This is a genomic window from Streptomyces sp. NPDC089424 (assembly GCF_044749345.1).
Classification (GTDB): Bacteria; Actinomycetota; Actinomycetes; order Streptomycetales; family Streptomycetaceae; genus Streptomyces.
Map to the genome: position 1 here is coordinate 176607 of NZ_JBIVHU010000012.1, position 18794 is coordinate 195400.

Below are 18794 nucleotides of genomic sequence, written 5' to 3' on the forward strand. Positions count from 1 at the left end.
ATGGTCGGGCGACACGCTCATGGACATGACCGAGAGCTTCCGCCGCGACGGCGAGTACGAGAACCACGGAAACCCGTACCGGAGCGGGTGGCAGCACGCCTCCTCTCCTGTCGACCCCGCGTGGCCGCCGCCGCCCGCGCATCCGCCGACGGCGCTGCTCGCGGAGCCGGTGGCCGCACCGCCCCGGGCGAGGAAGCGCAACCGCGGGACGATGACCCTGCTGGCCGCCGTGGCGATCGTCGCCGCGGCCGTCGGCGGCGGCACGGCCTACGGCTTCCAGGAGCTGACCGGCGGCGACACGGTGGCCTCCTCCAGCACCAGCACCAACGTCGTGCCGTCGAGCCAGAAGGGCACCGTGGCCGGCGTGGCCAAGGCGGTCAGCCCGAGCATCGTCGAGATCAGTGCCGCCACGAACGCCGGGACGTCCACCGGATCCGGTGTGATCATCACCGACGACGGCGAGATCGTCACCAACAACCACGTGGTCTCCGGCGCCTCGCAGGTCAAGGTGACCACCAGCACGGGCAAGGAGTACACCGCCCGGGTCGTCGGCACCGACGCCGGCAAGGACCTCGCCCTGATCGAGCTCGAGGGTGCCTCCGGGCTGCCGGCGGCCACCCTCGGCGACTCCGACGGCGTGCAGGTGGGCGACGAGGTCGTGGCGATCGGCTCACCCGAGGGCCTGACCGGCACGGTGACGAGCGGCATCCTCTCCGCGCTGGACCGTGACGTGACCGTCTCCACCGAGGAGGGTCAGCAGCAACAGCAGCCCGACGGGGGCTGGCCGTTCGAGTTCGACGGCAGGGAGTTCAACGGCGACACCGGGTCGTCCACGACCACGTACAAGGCGCTCCAGACCGACGCCTCCCTCAACCCCGGCAACTCCGGGGGCGCGCTGATCGACATGAACGGCAACATCATCGGGATCAACTCCGCGATGTACTCGGCGGCGGGCTCGTCGTCCGACGCGGGCAGCGTGGGCCTCGGCTTCGCGATCCCGGTCAACACCGTCAAGGCCGACCTGTCAAAACTGCGCGCAGGAGCGACGGCCTGACCCGGCCTACCTACCGCCCACGGACCTCACCCACCGGCCCGGGCCGGTAGGGCCGAGGGCTGTTGGGAAACATGCGACGCTGGCAGCGTCAGCCTCCCTCTCCGCACCGCACCCGAGGAATCCCGAGCCATGAGCCCCGCCGAAGGCGACCGTGACCCCCAGCGCATCCTCGTCGTCGACGACGAGCCGGCGGTGCGCGAAGCACTCCAGCGCAGCCTCGCCTTCGAGGGATACGACACCGAGGTCGCCGTCGACGGCGCGGACGCGCTGGAGAAGGCGGCCGCGTACCGGCCCGACCTCGTCGTCCTCGACATCCAGATGCCCCGCATGGACGGCCTGACCGCCGCCCGCCGCATCCGGGGCACCGGGGACACGACGCCCATCCTGATGCTGACGGCCCGCGACACGGTCGGCGACCGGGTGACGGGCCTGGACGCCGGGGCGGACGACTACCTGGTCAAGCCCTTCGAACTGGACGAGCTGTTCGCCCGGATCCGCGCGCTGCTGCGGCGCAGCTCCTACGCCGCGGCGGTCGCGGCGGCCGGTGCGCGGCAGGACGACGCGCTGGTCTTCGCCGATCTGCGCATGGACCTCGCGACGCGGGAGGTGACGCGGGCCGGGCGGCCGGTGGAGCTGACGCGCACGGAGTTCACGCTCCTGGAGATGTTCATGGCCCATCCGCGCCAGGTCCTGACCCGGGAGCAGATCCTGAAGGCGGTGTGGGGCTTCGACTTCGAGCCGTCGTCCAACTCCCTGGACGTGTACGTGATGTACCTGCGCCGCAAGACGGAGGCGGGCGGCGAGCCGCGGCTCGTGCACACCGTGCGGGGTGTGGGCTACGCGCTGCGGCAGGGCGGCGCGGAGTGAACCCGGTGACCCGGCGCTTCCGCGCCCTGCCCATCCGCTCCCGGCTGGCGCTGCTGGTGGCGGCGGCGGTGGCGTTCGCGGTGGCGGCGGTGTCGGTGAGCTGCTGGTTCATCGTGCAGGGAAAGCTGTACGGCCAGGTCGACGACGACCTCAAGAAGGCGTCGGTCAGGATGCCCGGACAGCTCCAGGACGCCCTCGACAACTGCACCGAGACCCCGTACGGCACCGGTCTGTTCCGCAACAGCTACTCCCAGCTGGTCCAGGAGGACGGCACCGTCTGCGTCCTGCAGGACTCGCCGGCGACGGTGAAGGTCACCGAGACCGACAAGGGCGAGATCGAGAAGGGGAACACCCGCGACCTGTACTTCCGCAACGGGACCGCCGGGGACGGCACCGAGGTGCGGGTGCTGACCCGGCCCCTGGGCGCCACCACCACGGCCACCGGGCAGAACGGGCCCAAGGTCGGACTCGTCGTCGCGGTGTCCCTGAAGAGCACCCAGGAGACCCTCAACGACCTGGCCCTGATCCTCCTCCTCGTCTCCGGCATCGGCGTCATCGGCGCGGGGGCCGCCGGCCTCGCGGTCGCCCGCGCCGGACTGCGCCCCGTCGACAAGCTCACCGAAGCCGTCGAACACGTCGCCCGGACCGAGGACCTGAACGTCCGCATCCCGGTGGAGGACGACTCCGAGGACGAGGTCGCCCGCCTCTCGCGTTCCTTCAACTCCATGACCTCCGCGCTGGCCAGCTCCCGCGACCTCCAGCAGCAGCTCATCGCGGACGCCGGTCATGAGCTCCGCACGCCACTGACCTCCCTGCGCACCAACATCGAACTGCTCACCCGCAGCGAGGAGACCGGCCGCCCGCTGCCCGAGGCCGACCGCAAGGCGCTGCTCGCCTCGGTGAAGGCCCAGATGACGGAGCTCGCCGCGCTGATCGGCGACCTGCAGGAGCTGTCCCGCCCGGACACCGACCAGCAGGCGGGCAAGGCGCAGGTGATCGCCCTGCACGACACCGTGGAGGCGGCCCTGCGCCGCGCCCGCCTGCGGGGCCCGGAGCTGACGATCACGGCGGACGTGCGGCCCTGGTACGTACGGGCCGAGCCGTCCGCCCTGGAGCGGGCGGTGGTCAACATCCTGGACAACGCGGTGAAGTTCAGCCCGGAGGGCGGCACGGTCGAGGTCGTGCTGGACGAGGGCGTCCTCACCGTCCGCGACCACGGCCCCGGCATCCCCGACGACGAACTCCCGCACGTCTTCGACCGTTTCTGGCGTTCGCCGTCCGCCCGCGCACTGCCCGGCTCCGGGCTCGGCCTGTCCATCGTGGCCCGCACGGTGCAGCAGTCGGGCGGCGAGGTGACCGTGCGCCCGGCGCCGGGAGGCGGCACCTCGGTGACGGTACGGCTGCCAGGGGCCCCGACTCCGCCGCCCGAGGTGCCGTAGGCGTCGCTCGGCGTCGCTCAGTTCTCGCCGACCGCCAGGCCGGAGCCCGTCAGCCGTACCCGGATCCCGTCCTTCTCCACCCGTACGTCGCGCAGCCGCAGTTCGCCCTGGGGCGGCTCGGGCAGTTCGAACGCCAGGGACAGCCGGTCGGCCAGGACCGGCCGGGTCAGGCGGGGCAGCGCGTCGAGGAGGTCGGGTTCGAGGCCGAGCAGGCGCAGCACCTCGGGATGGTCCAGCGCCAGGTCGACGAGGTTGAGGCGCTCGGCCTGCCGGGCGAAGCGTGCCGAGCCGGTCAGCTTCGCGAGCTTGCCGTCGTCGGCCAGCGCCTCGCGCACCGCGGAGTCGGGCACGCCCAGGCGGGCGACGACGGCCGGGACGGACAGCAGTGCCTTCGCCTTGCGGGTCTCGCGGGCGAGGCCGGCGGCCGCCTTCGGCGTCAGGTGCAGGCCCTCGGAGGCGCGGGTGCCCGGGCGGTACGTCGCCAGGTCGCCGATGTCCAGGCGCATGCCGCCGATGTGCGTCGCGATGCCGCGTTCGCCCTGGCGGCGGATCTGCGCCTCGGCCCGTAGCCGCAGGTCGTGCCCGGCGACCGGCAGGGTGCCGCTCGCCCGCACCCGGTCGCGCCCCGCTCCGGTGAACGTCACCTGGGACGCGCCGAGTTCACGGTTGAGGTCGGCGAAGGAGAGCAGTACGTCGCCGTCCAGCCGGGGCACCCGGGCGCCGCGCACCGAGGCCGGGCCGTCGGCGGAGAGCGACACGTCGCGTGCGGTGGCCGACACCCGGGCCAGCGAGATGCGGTCGGCGGCGACGTCGGGGACGGTCAGCCGTACCGCGTCCAGGCGTCGGTCGCCGAGCTGGGTCAGGAAGGGGAAGCCGTCGATGTCCACCTCGGGGGCCGCGGCGAGTTGCAGCCGGTCCCGGAGGGCGTCCGCGGTCCGGTGCTCGGCGTAGAGCACGGCCCAGCGGTCGGCGAGGGTGAGGAAGGCGGCGCCGGTCAGCAGGACCACCGTCGCCTTCAGCGCGAACGGCAGCGCCGCGAACCGGCCGCGTCGTCGGCGGCGACGGCCGCCGCGGCGGTGGTTGGGCGGGGCCCATGGCTCGTCCTCCTCGGGCTGGTCGAGCCCCGGGAGGTCCGTAGGGGGATGCGTCAGGGTGTGGTGGGGGGTACGCATCGATCCATCCGAACATGCGTACCGCCCCCACCCGCAACCTGAACCGGGGGTATGCGATCCAGTTCACTGCGGACTCCCGACCGCAGTGAACCGGTCGCCGTCCCTGCCGCTATCGCACGACGGTGATGCGGTCCGCCGCCGGCGGCGCGATCGGGTTCGTCGCCGAGGAGTTGGCGGTGAGGTACTTCTCCAGCGCCGTCAGGTCGTCCTCGCCGACCAGGTCGTTGGTGCCCTGACCCAGCGTCGGGAAGCCGTCGCCGCCGCCCGCGAGGAAGCTGTTGCTCGCGACCCGGTAGACCGCGGACGGGTCGATCGCGGCGCCGTTCAGCCTGATGGAGTCCGTGACCACGCGGTCGGCGCCGCTCTTGGTCAGGTCCAGGGTGTAGGTGAGCCCCGCGGACGGCTGCAGCACCTTCGGCGCGGCCTCGTTGGCGCCGCTGACCTGCTCCTTGAGGACCTGGACCAGCTGGGCGCCGGTGAGGTCCTGGAGGTTGACGGTGTTGGCGAAGGGCTGGACCGTGAAGCCCTCGGCGTAGGTGACCACGCCGTCGCCCTCACCGGCCTTGGCGGCGTAGGTCAGGGGCGCGCGGATGCCGCCGGGGTTCATCAGCGCGACATCGGTCTGCGGGTCCATCTCCTTGCCGTAGGCGAGCTGGGCGTCGGCGATGAGGTCGCCGAGCGGGGACTCGGTGCCGGTGCTGGCGATGTCGGCCGAGATGTGGCCGATGGCGCGGTTGCCGATGGGCGCGGCCAGGGTGTTCCACCTGTCGATCAGGCGGGTCATGTCCGGCGCCTTGGGGACGTCCCGGGTGACCACGTGGTTGGCAGACCGCACGGCCGTGCGCGCGATGTCACCGGTCCACCGGTCGTAGGTCAGCGTGGTGTCGGTGTACAGGCGGCCGAAGGAGGACGCCGAGGTGACCATGCGGGGCTTGCCCGCCGGGTCGTCGATGGTGCACACGTACGGCGCGTGGGTGTGGCCGGTGACGAGCGCGTCGACCTGCGGGGTGACGTTCTTGGCGATGTCGACGATGGGGCCGGAGATGCCGTCGCCCGCGCCCGGGGAGTCGCAGTCGTAGTTGTACGCGGTCCCGGCCGGGAAGCCGCCCTCGTGGATCAGGGCGACGATGGACTTCACGCCCTGCCGCTGGAGGACCTTCGCGTACTTGTTGATCGTCTCGACCTCGTCCTTGAAGGAGAGGCCCTTGACGCCCTCGGCGGAGACGATGTCCGGGGTGCCCTCCAGGGTCACGCCGATGAAGCCGACCTTGACGCCGTTCTTCTTCCACACCCAGTAGGGCTTCAGAAGGGGCTTGTCCGTCCTCTCGTCGAGGACGTTCGCCGCGAGGTAGGGGAAGTCGGCGCCCTTGAACTTCTTGTCCGTGTAGCAGCCCTCGGTGGGGTGGCAGCCGCCGTTCTGGAGGCGGGCCAGCTCCTTGGCGCCCTCGTCGAACTCGTGGTTGCCGACGCTCGTCACGTCCAGGTCGAGCTCGTTCAGCGCCTCGATGGTGGGCTCGTCGTGGAAGAGACCCGAGATCAGCGGGGAGGCGCCGACCATGTCGCCGCCGGCCGCGGTGATCGAGTACCGGTTGCCCTCGCGGGCCTGGCGCAGGTGCGTCGCCAGGTACTCGACGCCGCCCGCGTCGATGGTCTTCGTGGTGCCGTCGGGCTGGAGTTCGGTGACGCGGCCGGAGGAGCCGGCCGGCGGTTCGAGGTTGCCGTGCAGGTCGTTGAAGGACAGCAGCTGCACGTCCTGGTAGCGGCTCGGCCCGTGTCCGCCGTGCCCGCCGTGGTTGTCGTGGGCGCTCGCGGCCGACGGCAGCGCGGCGGCCAGCGCGCCGACGGTGGTGAGTCCGGCGGCTGCGGCGAGCAGGCGGGTCGTACGTCGTCTGCGGTGTGGCTGAGGTGTGGCCGGCATGTGCTCCCCTGTGGTCTTCTCAGGCCTTTGTCCGATCGGCGGAAGCCTAGAGTCAACGCGCGTAGCGGCACAGGGGGTTCAGGGTTACATCCTGGTATCCGCGGACGTTTTCCCGCGCTTTTCCCCCTCTGCTCCCCGTACCGCCACTTTGCCGTGCCCGCCCCGTACCCTCGTAGCCATGACCAGCGACGACAGCGCACGGCCCGGCGGCTCCCTCTCCCGTTCCCTGCAGACGCGCGCCGCGCTCACCCCGGAGCAGACCGAGGAGGTCCTCGACCTGCTCGCGGCGGCCGCGCGCACCGACGGCCAGCAGGCCGTGTCCGAGCAGGGCCGGCTCCAGATCCGCGGCGGCGCCCGGGAGGGCGTGTCCCATCTGCTGCTCACCGCCGGGGACCAACTCGTCGGCTACGCCCAGTTGGAGGACACCGACCCGGTGGAGGCACCGGCCGCCGAACTGGTCGTCCACCCGGCGCACCGCGGCCACGGGCACGGCCGCGCCCTCGGCTCCGCGCTGCTGGCCGCGTCGGGCAAGCGGCTGCGGGTGTGGGCGCACGGCGGGCACTCCGCCGCCCGGCACCTGGCCCAGGTGCTCGGCCTCACGCTCTTTCGCGAACTGCGTCAGATGCGCAGGCCGTTGACCGGCCTCGACCTGCCCGAGCCGGTGCTGCCCAAGGACGTCACCGTGCGCACCTTCGTGCCCGGGCAGGACGACGCGGCCTGGCTCGCCGTCAACGCCGCCGCCTTCGCCCACCACCCCGAGCAGGGCTCGCTCACCCAGCGGGACCTCGACGACCGGGGGGCCGAGCCGTGGTTCGACCCGGAGGGCTTCTTCCTCGCGTTCCGGGGCGACGAACTCGTCGGCTTCCACTGGACGAAGGTGCACGCCGAGGAGCAGCTCGGCGAGGTGTACGTGCTCGGGGTCGCGCCGGGCGCGCAGGGCACCGGGCTGGGCAAGGCGCTCACCTCGATCGGCCTGCGGCATCTGGCCGCCCAGGCGCTGCCGACGGCGATGCTCTACGTCGACGCCGACAACAAGGCGGCGGTGGGCGTGTACGAGCGGATGGGCTTCACCACGTACGAGACGGACCTGATGTACCGCACCGAGACGTGAGAGATATCTGGACATAACCCCCCAACGGGGTCGGCGATCTTGACGCCGGCCCCGCCTGTACACCACCCTTTCACTACTCAAATAGTGAAAGGGTGGTGTACGAGTGGTCGAGTACCGCATCGACCGGCGCAGCGGCGTCGCCACCTACGTCCAGATCGTCCAGCAGACCAAGCAGGCTCTGCGGCTTGGCCTGCTGCGGCCCGGCGACAAGCTGCCGACCGCCCGCGAGGTCGTCGAGGCCACCGCCATCAATCCCAACACCGTCCTGAAGGCCTACCGCGAACTGGAGCGCGACGGGCTGGTCGAGGCGCGGCGCGGTCTCGGCACCTTCGTACGGCGTTCGCTCGGCGCGGCCCCGGCCGACTCCCCCTTGCGGGCGGATCTGGTGGCCTGGGCGGCGCGGGCACGCGAGGCGGGGCTGGAGCGGGAGGACGTGGCAGCGCTCTTCACCGCCGTGCTGGACGAGCAGTTCACGGCACACCGGCAGCACGAGGGGGAGCAGGCATGACCGACACCGCCATCGAGGCCGCCGCGCTGGGCAAAAGGTTTCGGCGCAAGGGTCGGCAGGCGCTGGAGTCCTGCACGTTCCGGCTGCCGGCCGGTTCCGTGTGCGCCGTCATGGGCCCCAACGGCGCCGGCAAGTCCACCCTGCTCTCCCTCGCCGCCGGACTGAGCACCCCCACCGAGGGCACCCTCACGGTGCTCGGCGGCCCCCCGGCCCGGTCCCGCGAACGCCTGGCGTACGTCGCCCAGGACAAGCCCCTGCACCCGCAGCTCACCGTCGGCGAGACCCTGCGCCTGGGCCGCGAACTCAACCCCAGGGTCTGGGACGCGGCCGTCGCCGAACGGATCGTCGCGGACGGCGACCTGCGCCCGGACGAACGGATCCGCACGCTCTCCGGCGGCCAGCGCAGCCGGGTCGCGCTCGCCCTCGCGCTCGGCAAGCGGCCCGAACTGCTGCTGCTGGACGAGCCGATGGCCGACCTCGACCCGCTCGCGCGCCACCAGCTGATGGGCACGCTGATGGCCGACGCCGCCGAACGCGGCACCACGGTCGTGATGTCCTCGCACGTCGTCGCCGACCTGGAGGGCTCCTGCGACCACCTCCTGCTGCTCGGCGCCGGACGCGTCCGGCTGGCCGGTCCGCTGGACGACCTGATCGCCGCGCACACCCTGGTCACCGGCCCGGCGGCCGGCGACCTCGGCCCGCACACCGTCGTCGAGTCCCGCACGACCGGCCGCCAGCTCACCGCCCTGATACGCGCCCGGGGCCCGGTCGGCGCCGGCTGGGAGACGGCCGAGCCGTCCCTGGAGGAACTCGTCCTGTCCCATCTGCGCTCCGCCGAGGCACCGGGACTCCGCCTCGACGCCCCCGAGGAGGCCGCCGTATGACCGCCGTGACCGTCCCCGCGCGCGGCCGCCGGCCGCACGGTCTGACCTGGGCGATGCTCCGCCTGCACCGCTCGGCGCTGTGGTTCTGGCTGATGCTGCTGGCCGTGGCGGCGGGATCGCTGCTGTGGGCGTACGGACCGGGGGTGGCCGCCGCCGAGGAGGTGTACCGGAAGCTGGACTGCGGACCCGGGTACTGCGACACCAGCATCGACGCCTTCCAGCGCTACGACCTCGCCGCCACCGTCGGTACCGGCCTGCTCACCGTGACGCCGCTCCTCGTCGCCGCCTGGGCCGGCGGCTCGCTGATCGGCCGCGAACTGGAACAGGGCACCGCCCGGCTCGCCTGGACCCAGTCCGTGACCCCGGTCCGCTGGCTGGCCGCGAAGCTCGCCGTCCCCGCCGCCCTGATCACCGCGGGCACCCTGCTCCTGACGCTGCTGCACCGGCTGCTGTGGTCGGCGGACGGGCCGCTCCGCGCCGCGACCGGCACCCGCGACTGGTACGACAGCCTCGGCTTCACCGCCAACGGCACCCTCGCCACCGCGTACGCCCTGCTCGCGCTGGCCGTCGGCGCGGTGGCCGGCCTGCTCACCGGCCGCAGCACGGCCGGGCTCGGCGTGGGCGTCGTGGGCCTGCTGACCCTGACGGGCCTCGTGTCCGAGCTGCGTCCGCGGCTGTGGCCCACCGAGACGGTGACCGGCACCCGCGGCTACCCCGGCATCGGCGCCGGCGCGCTCGTCGACGAGGGCGCACTCACCGCGACCGGCGCCCGCGTCCGGGACCCGCTGTGCATCGACGACGCCAAGTGCCTCGCCGAGCACGACGTCGTCGCCTTCTACCGCGACTACCACCCCACGTCCCACTTCTGGCCGCTGCAACTGGCGGAGACGGGCATCGTCCTCGCCGTGACCGCTTCGGCGATCCTGGCCGCCTTCCTCCTCCTGCGGCGCCGCACCACCTGACGCGACCGCGACGAGGACGGACAGGGCCCGGGTGCCCCGACGCACACCGCACCCGGCGAAACCCAGGCCCCCCGCAAGCCCGTGGTCGCGCACCCGTCCGACCGCCCTGGTCCTCACCAGGCGACCCCGCAGCACACGGCAACCGCCCCGCCACCAGAGCCGGACAGCGCCCGTCCCGTCAGGCCCCTGTACGCCCATGGGCTCCCCCTGCAACCGCCCCCACACACGCCGCCTCATCCGCCCCACCGCCCTGGCGGCACCCCTTCCGCAGAAGCCCCACACCACCTGACCGGGAACAAGACCGGCAAGCCCCTCACCGGGCCACCCCGCCGCACACCGGAACGCCTCCCTCCCCCAGAACCCGACCAAGCCCCCCACAGGGCCCGTCCCGTCAGGCCCCCGTAGGCCCGTGGGCTCCCCGGCCCCCCGGGGAGCCGCCCCCCGCTATCCCGCACGTCATGTCTCCGTAACCATCGATTCAGCCAAGCTTGCGACGCTCGGCCAATGACGCCCGCCGTGCCAGAGCCGTCGCCACCCCCCGAGGGTCGCGCGGGAAACGGGGCCCCGATGATCCCGCCCGCTCGCTCCGACGCGCCCGTTTCGCCCCAGGCGCGGAAGAATGGGTTCATGAGCCAGCAGAACGCCCCGGCAGAGGTCCAGCACGCGCAGCCCTCCGTGGGCTCCATCGCCGCGCACCGCCCCCCCACGGTCTCGGCCACGGTCTCCGACCTGGAACCCGACATCGACGCCGACCTCGATGTCTACGAGGAGACGACGGTCGACGGAGTCCAGTTGCCCCAGGGCCGCTTCCTCGACCGGGAGCGCAGCTGGCTCGCCTTCAACGAACGGGTTCTCGAACTCGCCGAGGACCCGAGCACGCCCCTCCTGGAGCGGGCGAACTTCCTCGCGATCTTCGCCAGCAACCTGGACGAGTTCTTCATGGTCCGGGTCGCCGGACTGAAGCGCCGCATCGCCACCGGCGTCGCCACCCGCTCCGCCTCCGGCCTCCAGCCGATGCAGGTGCTGGAGATGATCTGGGCCCGCTCCCGCGAGCTGATGGCCCGGCACGCCGCCTGCTACCACGAGGACGTCGCCCCCGCGCTCGCGGAGGAGGGCATCCACCTGGTCCGCTGGAGCGAGCTGACCGAGAAGGAACAGGCCCGCCTGTTCACCCTCTTCCGGCACCAGATCTTCCCGGTCCTGACCCCGCTGGCCGTGGACCCCGCGCACCCGTTCCCGTACATCTCCGGCCTCTCCCTCAACCTGGCCGTCGTCGTACGCAACCCGGTCAGCGGCCACAAGCACTTCGCCCGCGTCAAGGTGCCCCCGCTGCTCTCCCGCTTCCTGGAGGCCGCGCCCGGCCGGTACGTCCCGCTGGAGGACGTCATCGCCGCGCACCTCGAAGAGCTCTTCCCCGGCATGGAGGTCCTGGAGCACCACGCCTTCCGCCTGACCAGGAACGAGGACCTGGAGGTCGAGGAGGACGACGCCGAGAACCTCCTCCAGGCCCTGGAGAAGGAGCTCATGCGCCGCCGCTTCGGCCCGCCGGTCCGCCTGGAGGTCGAGGAGTCCATCGACCGCGAGGTGCTGGACCTGCTGGTGCGCGAGCTGAAGATCGGCGAGGCCGAGGTCTACCCGCTGCCCGGCCCGCTCGACCTCACCGGCCTGTTCCGCATCCACCGCCTGGACCGGCCCGAGCTGAAGTACCCGAAGTTCGTCGCCGGCACCCACCGCGACCTCGCCGAGGTGGAGTCCGCGTCCGCGCCCGACATCTTCGCCGCGCTGCGCGCCAGGGACGTCCTGCTGCACCACCCGTACGACTCCTTCTCCACCTCCGTGCAGGCCTTCCTGGAGCAGGCGGCGTCCGACCCCGACGTCCTCGCCATCAAGCAGACCCTGTACCGGACCTCGGGCGACTCCCCCATCGTGGACGCGCTGATAGACGCCGCCGAGTCCGGCAAGCAGGTCCTCGTCCTGGTCGAGATCAAGGCCCGCTTCGACGAGCACGCCAACATCAAGTGGGCGCGCAAGCTGGAGGAGGCCGGCTGCCACGTGGTCTACGGCCTGGTCGGCCTGAAGACCCACTGCAAGCTGTCGCTGGTGGTCCGCCAGGAGGGCGACACCCTGCGGCGCTACAGCCACGTCGGCACCGGCAACTACCACCCGAAGACGGCCCGCCTCTACGAGGACCTCGGTCTGCTCACCGCCGACCCGCAGGTCGGCGCGGACCTGTCCGACCTCTTCAACCGGCTCTCCGGCTACTCCCGCCGGGAGACCTACCGCCGGCTGCTGGTGGCCCCCAAGTCGCTGCGCGACGGTCTGATAGCGCGGATCAACAAGGAGGTCCAGCACCACCGTGCCGGACGTCCCGCCTACGTCCGCATCAAGGTCAACTCGATGGTCGACGAGGCCGTCATCGACGCCCTGTACCGCGCGTCCATGGCGGGTGTCCCGGTCGACATCTGGGTGCGCGGCATCTGCGCGATCCGGCCGGGTGTGACCGGCATGTCGGAGAACATCCGGGTCCGCTCGATCCTCGGCCGCTTCCTCGAACACTCCCGGGTCTTCGCCTTCGGCAACGGCGGCGAGCCCGAGGTGTGGATCGGCAGCGCCGACATGATGCACCGCAATCTCGACCGACGTATCGAGGCCCTGGTGCGCGTCGTCGACCCGGCGCACCGCGCCGCCCTCAACCGGCTCATGGAGACCGGCATGTCCGACTCCACCGCCTCCTGGCACCTGGGCCCGGACGGCGAGTGGACCCGGCACGCGGTGGACGCGGACGGCGGCCCCCTGAGGAACATCCAGGAGATGCTCATAGACGCCCGGAGGCGCCGGCGTGGCACAGCAACACCTTGACCCGACGGACCCGGTGGCCGGGCCGGTGACAGGAGACGCCCTCGCGGTCTACCTGCGCGCCCAGGCCACGGAGTTCCTCCGTGCGCTGCGACAGCACCGGGAGTCCGGTGCCGGGTCCGGCAACAACGGCACGGAGGAGACCGTCGACGCGGCGCGAGCCCTGCGCCGCTCGGCCCGCCGCATCAGCGGCAGCCTGCACACGTTCCGCCCGCTGCTGGACACCGACTGGTCGGAGGGCATGCGCCCGGAACTGGCCTGGCTCTCGGGCACCCTCGCCCTGGAGCACGCCTACGCGGCCCGCCTTGAGCGGCTGCTGCAGGCGCTGCACCGGCTGTCGGGCGCGACCTTCCCGTCCCAGCCGGTGAACGCGGCCGCGGCCGGCGTGGCGGCGGGCGGCCGGGCCGCCGGCACCCGGGTGGCCGCGGGGGCACCGCCCATCGCCGGTCCCGCCGCGCCCCCGGAGCGCGGCAACCTCACGGTCGGGGCGGCCAAGGCGGGCGCCCTGCTCGAACGCCAGCTCACCCTCGCCCGGACCCGGGCGCACTCCACCGCTCTGCAGGCCCTCGGGTCCTCGCGCTTCCACGCGGTCGCCGACAAGGTCGCCGTACTGGCCAGCGAGGTCCCGCTGACCCCCGCCGCGGCCACCGCCGACCTCCGTCCGCAGTCCTCGGCGGCCGAGGAGCGCCTCACCGACGCGGTGGCCGCGCTGCCCCTGGTCACCGCGGGCCATCCCTACAACGCGGCGGCTCTGATCCACGGGCTGTCCCCGGACCCCTCGCCGCACCCGCAGGACGCCCCCTGGCACCAGGTCCGCCTCCTGCTGCGGCTGCACCGCTACGCCCGCGAGGTCCTGGAGGGCGCGAACGCCCCGGTCGACGTCCGCCTGCTGACCGCCGGACAGGCCCTCAACCGGCACCGCGACGCCTCCGAGGCGGCAGCGGCGGCGGCAGCGGCGGCCCGTACGCCCCGTATCGCACCCGCGACGGCGTACGCGCTCGGCGTGCTCCACGCCGACCAGCGGCACGAGGTGGAGGCGGCCCGGTTCGAGTTCCAGCAGTCGTGGCAGAAGCACACGGTAGGCACTTCCTGAGCGCGCGAGGGGGCGGTGAGAAGCCGGTGACCGATCCGAAGGACACCACCCCGGTCCTGGCGGCCGGCTGCGTCCTGTGGCGCCGCTCCCCCGTCGCCGAGGGCCTGGAGCTCTGCCTGGTGCACCGCCCGAAGTACGACGACTGGTCGCACCCCAAGGGCAAGCTGAAGCGCGGCGAGGACCCGCTGACGGGCGCGCTGCGGGAGGTCGAGGAGGAGAGCGGCTACGCCGCGGCGCCGGGTGCCGAGCTGCCCACCGTGCACTACATGGCGAACGGCCGCCCCAAGGAGGTCCGCTACTGGGCGGCCGAGGCCACCACGGGCGGCTTCACCCCGAACGACGAGGTCGACCGCATCCTGTGGCTGCCTCCCGGCGCGGCCCGGCTGCGCCTGACGCAGCCCCGCGACCGCGAACTGGTGGACGAACTCCTGGCGACCATGCGCCACGCCTAGCAAGCCCCGTCACCGGGCGCCGGAGGCCCCGCCGCGCCGCCCTGGACCGTCAAGATCCAGCCACATGCCCCGCCGCGTCCGTCCGGGCCAGGCTCCGCGCCCGACGCGCGGGACCACGCCAGCCGCAGACGCACCGGGCCATGCAGAAGGGCCCTTGCTCGACCGTGCTGGTGCGGTGCTCCGGACGGTCCTGACCTGGGGCGAACCGATCCTGCTCTGTCACGGCACCCACGGTACCCAGACCAGGTGAACGGCCGGTCAGCCGGGCGTGAGCGTCCTGTACGGACGGGCCCGGCCGCCCCCGCGCACCACGGCCGGACACTCCCGCGCACGCCTCCACCACCCCCCGCCCCGCGTGACGGCTCAACCTACCCGTCGTTAACCGGACAGCAGGGGTCCCGAGACGGACGGACGGCTGGGGGTAGGCAGACCATGGCGGAGCAGCACGGCAGGGCGGGCGGAACGGTCGTGGCGGCGGGGCTGGCTGCCTGTGCCTGCCTCCTCGCCTCCGGATGCGCCGGCAGCGGCGCCGCGGCGGACGACGCCCGCCCCGCCGACCCGGTCGGCACACTGCACCGCGCCGCCGAGGCCCTGGCCGACGCGGGCACGTCCAAGGCCCGTACGTCGATGGAGATGGCGACCGGCGGCACCCGCGTCACCATCCGCGGCGAGGGCGTCTACGACTTCGCCCGCCAGCGCGGCCGGCTGAAGGTCCTGCTCCCCCAGGACCCGTCCGGCCAGAGCGAGCACCGCCCGATCACCGAGCTGCTCGCGCCCGGCGCCCTCTACATGAAGAACCGCGGCGCCGGGGTCCCGGCGGACAAGTGGGTGCGGGTCGACACGGCGACCCTCTCCGACGGGAACCTGGTCACCGGCGGTGCCACCGACCCGTGGGCCGCCGCCGAGGTGCTGCGCGGCACCCGCTCGGCGACGTACGTGGGGCGGACCCAGGTCGCGGGCACGGAGGTCCACCACTACCGGGGCACCGCCGATCTCACGAAGGCGGCCGGCACCGCGTCACCCGGGGGCCGGGCGTCGCTCGCGGCGGCGGCGAAAGGGTTCGCCACGGCCGAGGTCCCGTTCGACGTGTACCTCGACGACCAGGGCAGGATCCGTAAGATCAGGCACCGCTTCAGCTTCGTCAACGGCACGCAGGAGGGCACCGTGGCGGTCGCTTCCACGACCCTGCTCTACGATTTCGGCGCCCCCGTCGACGTCACCCTGCCACCCCGGGAGGACATCTACGCGGGCCGGATCGCCGAGGAGTGACCGGCGTGAACTAGCCCGTCCGTGCCATGCGCGTTGTGTAGGCCACTCCCTACTCTAGGAAGCCGGTGACGGCAGAGAAGAGGTGATGCACGTGGCTCCGGTCGGCGGTACGGCAGTTCAGGACCACGTGGCCCTCGCCGAGATCGAGCTGTGCGGGGAGCTGATCATCGCGGCCTCCGCGGCGGACGAGGACCGGCTGAGCCTGGAGAGCATCGACCAGGTCCTGAGGGTGGCGGAGGAACGCGGGGACGACGCCCGCGGGAAGTGAGCGAAAGCTCACGTCCGCAGCAGCCGCCCGATGGCCTTCGTGGCCTCCTCGACCTTGGCGTCGACCTCGGTCCCGCCCTTCAGCGCGGCGTCGGCGACGCAGTGCCGCAGGTGCTCCTCCAGCAACTGGAGCGCGAAGGACTGCAGGGCCTTGGTGGAGGCGGAGACCTGCGTGAGTATGTCGATGCAGTAGACGTCCTCGTCGACCATCCGCTGCAGGCCACGGATCTGTCCCTCGATCCGCCTGAGCCGCTTGAGATGCTCGTCCTTCTGCTTGTGGTACCCGTGGATGCCCCGGTCGTGGTCGGTCACCACGCCCTCACCGGCCTCGGCGGTCGTCATCGCGTGTCCTCCATCCACATACCCCTACTGGGTATATCGTACCGAACTTTGCTGGGTATAGGCCCCTTGGCCACTGCCCGGAGCCGGCCACCGAAGCGCCCCCGTACAGATGCACGGAATTCATGGGCGACACTGGAGGACGGCCCATTAGCCGTGGCCGGATGATGCGCCTAGCATCACCCTGACCGAAACCGAAGCACCCCGAGGACCCCACGTGCGCTTTCGTCTGACCCCCAGGGAGACGAGCTTCTATGACATGTTCGCCGCATCCGCGGACAACATCGTCACGGGCTCGAAACTCCTGATGGAACTGCTCGGGGCGGACGCTTCCGCCCGGGCCGAGATCGCGGAGCGTATGCGGGCAGCGGAACACGCCGGTGACGATGCGACGCACGCGATCTTCCACCAGCTGAACTCCTCCTTCATCACGCCCTTCGACCGCGAGGACATCTACTCCCTCGCGTCCTCCCTCGACGACATCATGGACTTCATGGAGGAGGCCGTCGACCTCGTCGTCCTCTACAACGTCGAGGAACTCCCCAAGGGTGTCGACCAGCAGATCGAGGTGCTCGCCCGCGCCGCCGAACTGACGGCCGAGGCGATGCCCCACCTGCGCACGCTGGACAACCTCACCGAGTACTGGATCGAGGTCAACCGGCTGGAGAACCAGGCCGACCAGATCCACCGCAAGCTGCTCGCCCACCTCTTCAACGGCAAGTACGACGCGATCGAGGTGCTGAAGCTCAAGCAGATCGTCGACGTCCTCGAAGAGGCCGCCGACGCTTTCGAACACGTGGCGAACACGGTGGAGACCATCGCCGTCAAGGAGTCCTGACCCGTCCATGGACACCTTCGCCCTGGTCGTGACCATCCTGGTCGCCCTCTTCTTCACCTACACCAACGGCTTCCACGACTCGGCGAACGCGATCGCCACGTCCGTGTCGACGCGCGCCCTGACGCCGAAGGCCGCGCTCGCCATGGCAGCGGTCATGAACCTGGCCGGCGCCTTCCTGGGCAGCGGCGTCGCGAAGACGGTCAGCGAGGGTCTGATCGAGACGCCCGAGGGCTCCACGGGCATGGGCATCCTCTTCGCCGCCCTCCTCGGCGCGATCACCTGGAACCTCATCACCTGGTACTTCGGCCTGCCGTCCTCCTCCTCCCACGCCCTCTTCGGCGGCATGGTCGGCGCGGCACTGGCCGGCGGCACGCGGGTCTACTGGGACGGCGTGCTCGACAAGATCATCATCCCCATGTTCATCTCTCCCGTCGTCGGCCTGATCGTCGGCTACCTGGTGATGACGGCGATCATGTGGATCTTCCGCCGCTCCAACCCGCACAAGGCCAAGCGCGGCTTCCGCATAGCGCAGACCGTCTCCGCGGCGGGCATGGCCCTCGGCCACGGCCTCCAGGACGCCCAGAAGACCATGGGCATCGTCGTGATGGCCCTGGTCATCGCGGACGTCGAGGACTACGGCGACCCGATCCCCCTCTGGGTCAAGATCGTCTGCGCCCTCATGCTCTCCCTCGGCACCTACGCCGGCGGCTGGCGCATCATGCGCACCCTCGGCCGCAAGATCATCGAACTCGACCCCCCTCAGGGCTTCGCCGCCGAGACCACGGGCGCGTCGATCATGTTCACCACGGCCTTCCTCTTCAAGGCCCCCATCTCCACGACCCACGTCATCACCTCGGCCATCATGGGCGTCGGCGCGACGAAGCGCGTGAACGCGGTCCGCTGGGGCGTGGCCAAGAACATCGTCCTCGGCTGGTTCATCACCATGCCGGCAGCCGGCGCAGTAGCAGCCTGCGCCTTCGGCGTCGTACACCTCGCCTTCCTCTAAAACCCCAGCTCACCCCCGGGGCGCCACAAAGAAGTCCGCCCCGACAAGGCTGTCCCATGCCCAAACCGGCACGAGGAGACCGACCCGCTCGGGCATCGAACGCACGACGCCGCCTCCACCCACAGCACCAAGGAACCCGCTCGCGCGGGCATCGGGCGCACGGCGCGACACCCGCCCACGGCGCAAGGACCGCCCGCTCAGACGTCGGGCCCACACCGCCGCACCCGCCGGGGCGCGAGGGGACCGGCCGCCCGGCGGGGCGCGAGGGCCTCGGCCCGCTCAGGCGTCAGTCGTATGGTGCGGAAGCCGCCCGCGGCGCGAAGAAACCGGCCAGCTCGGGCGTCAGTCACACGACGCCGCACCCGCCCCCAACACCACGCGCCCCGCCCGCCCGGGCGCAGTCGCACGGCGCCGCACCCGCCCGGGACGCGAGGGAACCGGCCCACTCGGCGTCAGCCACACGACGCCGCACCCGCGCCCCCAACACCACGCGCCCCGCCCGCCCGGGCGCAGTCACACGACGCCGCACCCGCCCGGGACGCGAGGGAACCGGCCCACTCGGCGTCAGCCACACGACGCCGCAGCCGCACCCAACACCACGCGCGACCGGCCCGCTCAGGCGGCAGTCACACGGCGCGGCAGCCGCGTACGGCGGGAAGGGGGTGGGGGGGGGGGGGGGGGGGGGGGGGGGGGGGGGGGGGGGGGGGGGGGGGGGGGGGGGGGGGGGGGGGGGGGGGGGGGGGGGGGGGGGGGGGGGGG

At 72.4% G+C, this 18794-nt stretch carries 17 protein-coding genes; 14 read left to right on the top strand and 3 right to left on the bottom strand.

Annotation, left to right across the window (positions count from 1 at the left end; all coding sequences use genetic code 11):
• The first annotated feature begins 25 nt into the window (after window positions 1–25).
• From ACIP2X_RS37220 to ACIP2X_RS37230, 3 genes are all read left to right on the top strand, one after another.
• A complete protein-coding gene (locus tag ACIP2X_RS37220; protein ID WP_401682584.1) occupies window positions 26–1054 on the top strand; it encodes a S1C family serine protease in 1029 nt (342 codons plus the stop codon).
• A 129-nt stretch (window positions 1055–1183) separates the two neighbouring features.
• On the top strand, window positions 1184–1921 hold the full coding sequence (locus tag ACIP2X_RS37225) for a response regulator transcription factor (RefSeq protein WP_401682586.1): 738 nt from the start codon (window positions 1184–1186) through the stop codon (window positions 1919–1921).
• Window positions 1918–3360 carry a sensor histidine kinase gene (locus tag ACIP2X_RS37230; RefSeq protein ID WP_401682589.1) on the top strand — a complete coding sequence of 481 codons (1443 nt, stop codon included), beginning with the start codon at window positions 1918–1920 and terminating at the stop codon, window positions 3358–3360. The genes ACIP2X_RS37225 and ACIP2X_RS37230 overlap by 4 nt, the downstream gene beginning before the upstream one ends.
• Before the next feature lie 17 nt (window positions 3361–3377).
• Here the strand turns inward: ACIP2X_RS37230 and ACIP2X_RS37235 are convergent, their stop codons facing one another.
• Together ACIP2X_RS37235 and ACIP2X_RS37240 are read right to left on the bottom strand one after the other, a co-directional pair.
• A complete protein-coding gene (locus tag ACIP2X_RS37235; protein WP_401682592.1) occupies window positions 3378–4532 on the bottom strand; it encodes a DUF2993 domain-containing protein in 1155 nt (384 codons plus the stop codon).
• Between the two features lie 109 nt (window positions 4533–4641).
• A complete protein-coding gene (locus ACIP2X_RS37240) occupies window positions 4642–6450 on the bottom strand; it encodes a bifunctional metallophosphatase/5'-nucleotidase (protein ID WP_401682595.1) in 1809 nt (602 codons plus the stop codon).
• A 178-nt stretch (window positions 6451–6628) separates the two neighbouring features.
• On the opposite strand from ACIP2X_RS37240, the gene mshD reads away from it, so the two are divergent.
• From mshD to ACIP2X_RS37285, 9 genes are all read left to right on the top strand, one after another.
• Window positions 6629–7561, top strand: coding sequence for a mycothiol synthase (mshD, locus tag ACIP2X_RS37245; RefSeq protein ID WP_401682598.1), 933 nt, complete (start codon window positions 6629–6631; stop codon window positions 7559–7561).
• Window positions 7562–7664: 103 nt separating this feature from the next.
• Window positions 7665–8069 carry a GntR family transcriptional regulator gene (locus ACIP2X_RS37250; protein WP_401682600.1) on the top strand — a complete coding sequence of 135 codons (405 nt, stop codon included), beginning with the start codon at window positions 7665–7667 and terminating at the stop codon, window positions 8067–8069.
• Complete coding sequence (locus ACIP2X_RS37255; protein WP_401682603.1) at window positions 8066–8953, top strand: ABC transporter ATP-binding protein; 888 nt, start codon at window positions 8066–8068, stop codon at window positions 8951–8953. Before ACIP2X_RS37250 ends, ACIP2X_RS37255 begins: the two co-directional genes overlap by 4 nt.
• Entirely contained in the window at window positions 8950–9915 is a 966-nt protein-coding gene (locus ACIP2X_RS37260) for an ABC transporter permease (protein ID WP_401682606.1), read from the top strand. Before ACIP2X_RS37255 ends, ACIP2X_RS37260 begins: the two co-directional genes overlap by 4 nt.
• A 504-nt stretch (window positions 9916–10419) precedes the next feature.
• Window positions 10420–12774: an RNA degradosome polyphosphate kinase gene (locus ACIP2X_RS37265; RefSeq protein WP_401682609.1), complete on the top strand. Its 2355-nt coding sequence runs from the start codon at window positions 10420–10422 to the stop codon at window positions 12772–12774.
• On the top strand, window positions 12755–13864 hold the full coding sequence (locus ACIP2X_RS37270) for a CHAD domain-containing protein (protein ID WP_401682612.1): 1110 nt from the start codon (window positions 12755–12757) through the stop codon (window positions 13862–13864). Before ACIP2X_RS37265 ends, ACIP2X_RS37270 begins: the two co-directional genes overlap by 20 nt.
• 26 nt (window positions 13865–13890) lie before the next feature.
• A complete protein-coding gene (locus ACIP2X_RS37275) occupies window positions 13891–14316 on the top strand; it encodes an NUDIX hydrolase (protein ID WP_401682615.1) in 426 nt (141 codons plus the stop codon).
• A gap of 432 nt (window positions 14317–14748) precedes the next feature.
• Window positions 14749–15585, top strand: coding sequence for a hypothetical protein (locus ACIP2X_RS37280; protein WP_401682618.1), 837 nt, complete (start codon window positions 14749–14751; stop codon window positions 15583–15585).
• Between the two features lie 85 nt (window positions 15586–15670).
• Complete coding sequence (locus ACIP2X_RS37285) at window positions 15671–15853, top strand: hypothetical protein (protein WP_401682621.1); 183 nt, start codon at window positions 15671–15673, stop codon at window positions 15851–15853.
• A gap of 8 nt (window positions 15854–15861) precedes the next feature.
• Here the strand turns inward: ACIP2X_RS37285 and ACIP2X_RS37290 are convergent, their stop codons facing one another.
• Complete coding sequence (locus tag ACIP2X_RS37290) at window positions 15862–16194, bottom strand: metal-sensitive transcriptional regulator (RefSeq protein ID WP_401682624.1); 333 nt, start codon at window positions 16192–16194, stop codon at window positions 15862–15864.
• A 214-nt stretch (window positions 16195–16408) separates the two neighbouring features.
• On the opposite strand from ACIP2X_RS37290, the gene ACIP2X_RS37295 reads away from it, so the two are divergent.
• Both ACIP2X_RS37295 and ACIP2X_RS37300 read left to right on the top strand, forming a co-directional pair.
• A complete protein-coding gene (locus ACIP2X_RS37295; RefSeq protein WP_385379872.1) occupies window positions 16409–17029 on the top strand; it encodes a DUF47 domain-containing protein in 621 nt (206 codons plus the stop codon).
• A 7-nt stretch (window positions 17030–17036) separates the two neighbouring features.
• Window positions 17037–18035, top strand: a complete 999-nt coding sequence (locus tag ACIP2X_RS37300; protein WP_401682627.1) for an anion permease — start codon at window positions 17037–17039, stop codon at window positions 18033–18035.
• The last annotated feature ends 759 nt before the right edge of the window (window positions 18036–18794 follow it).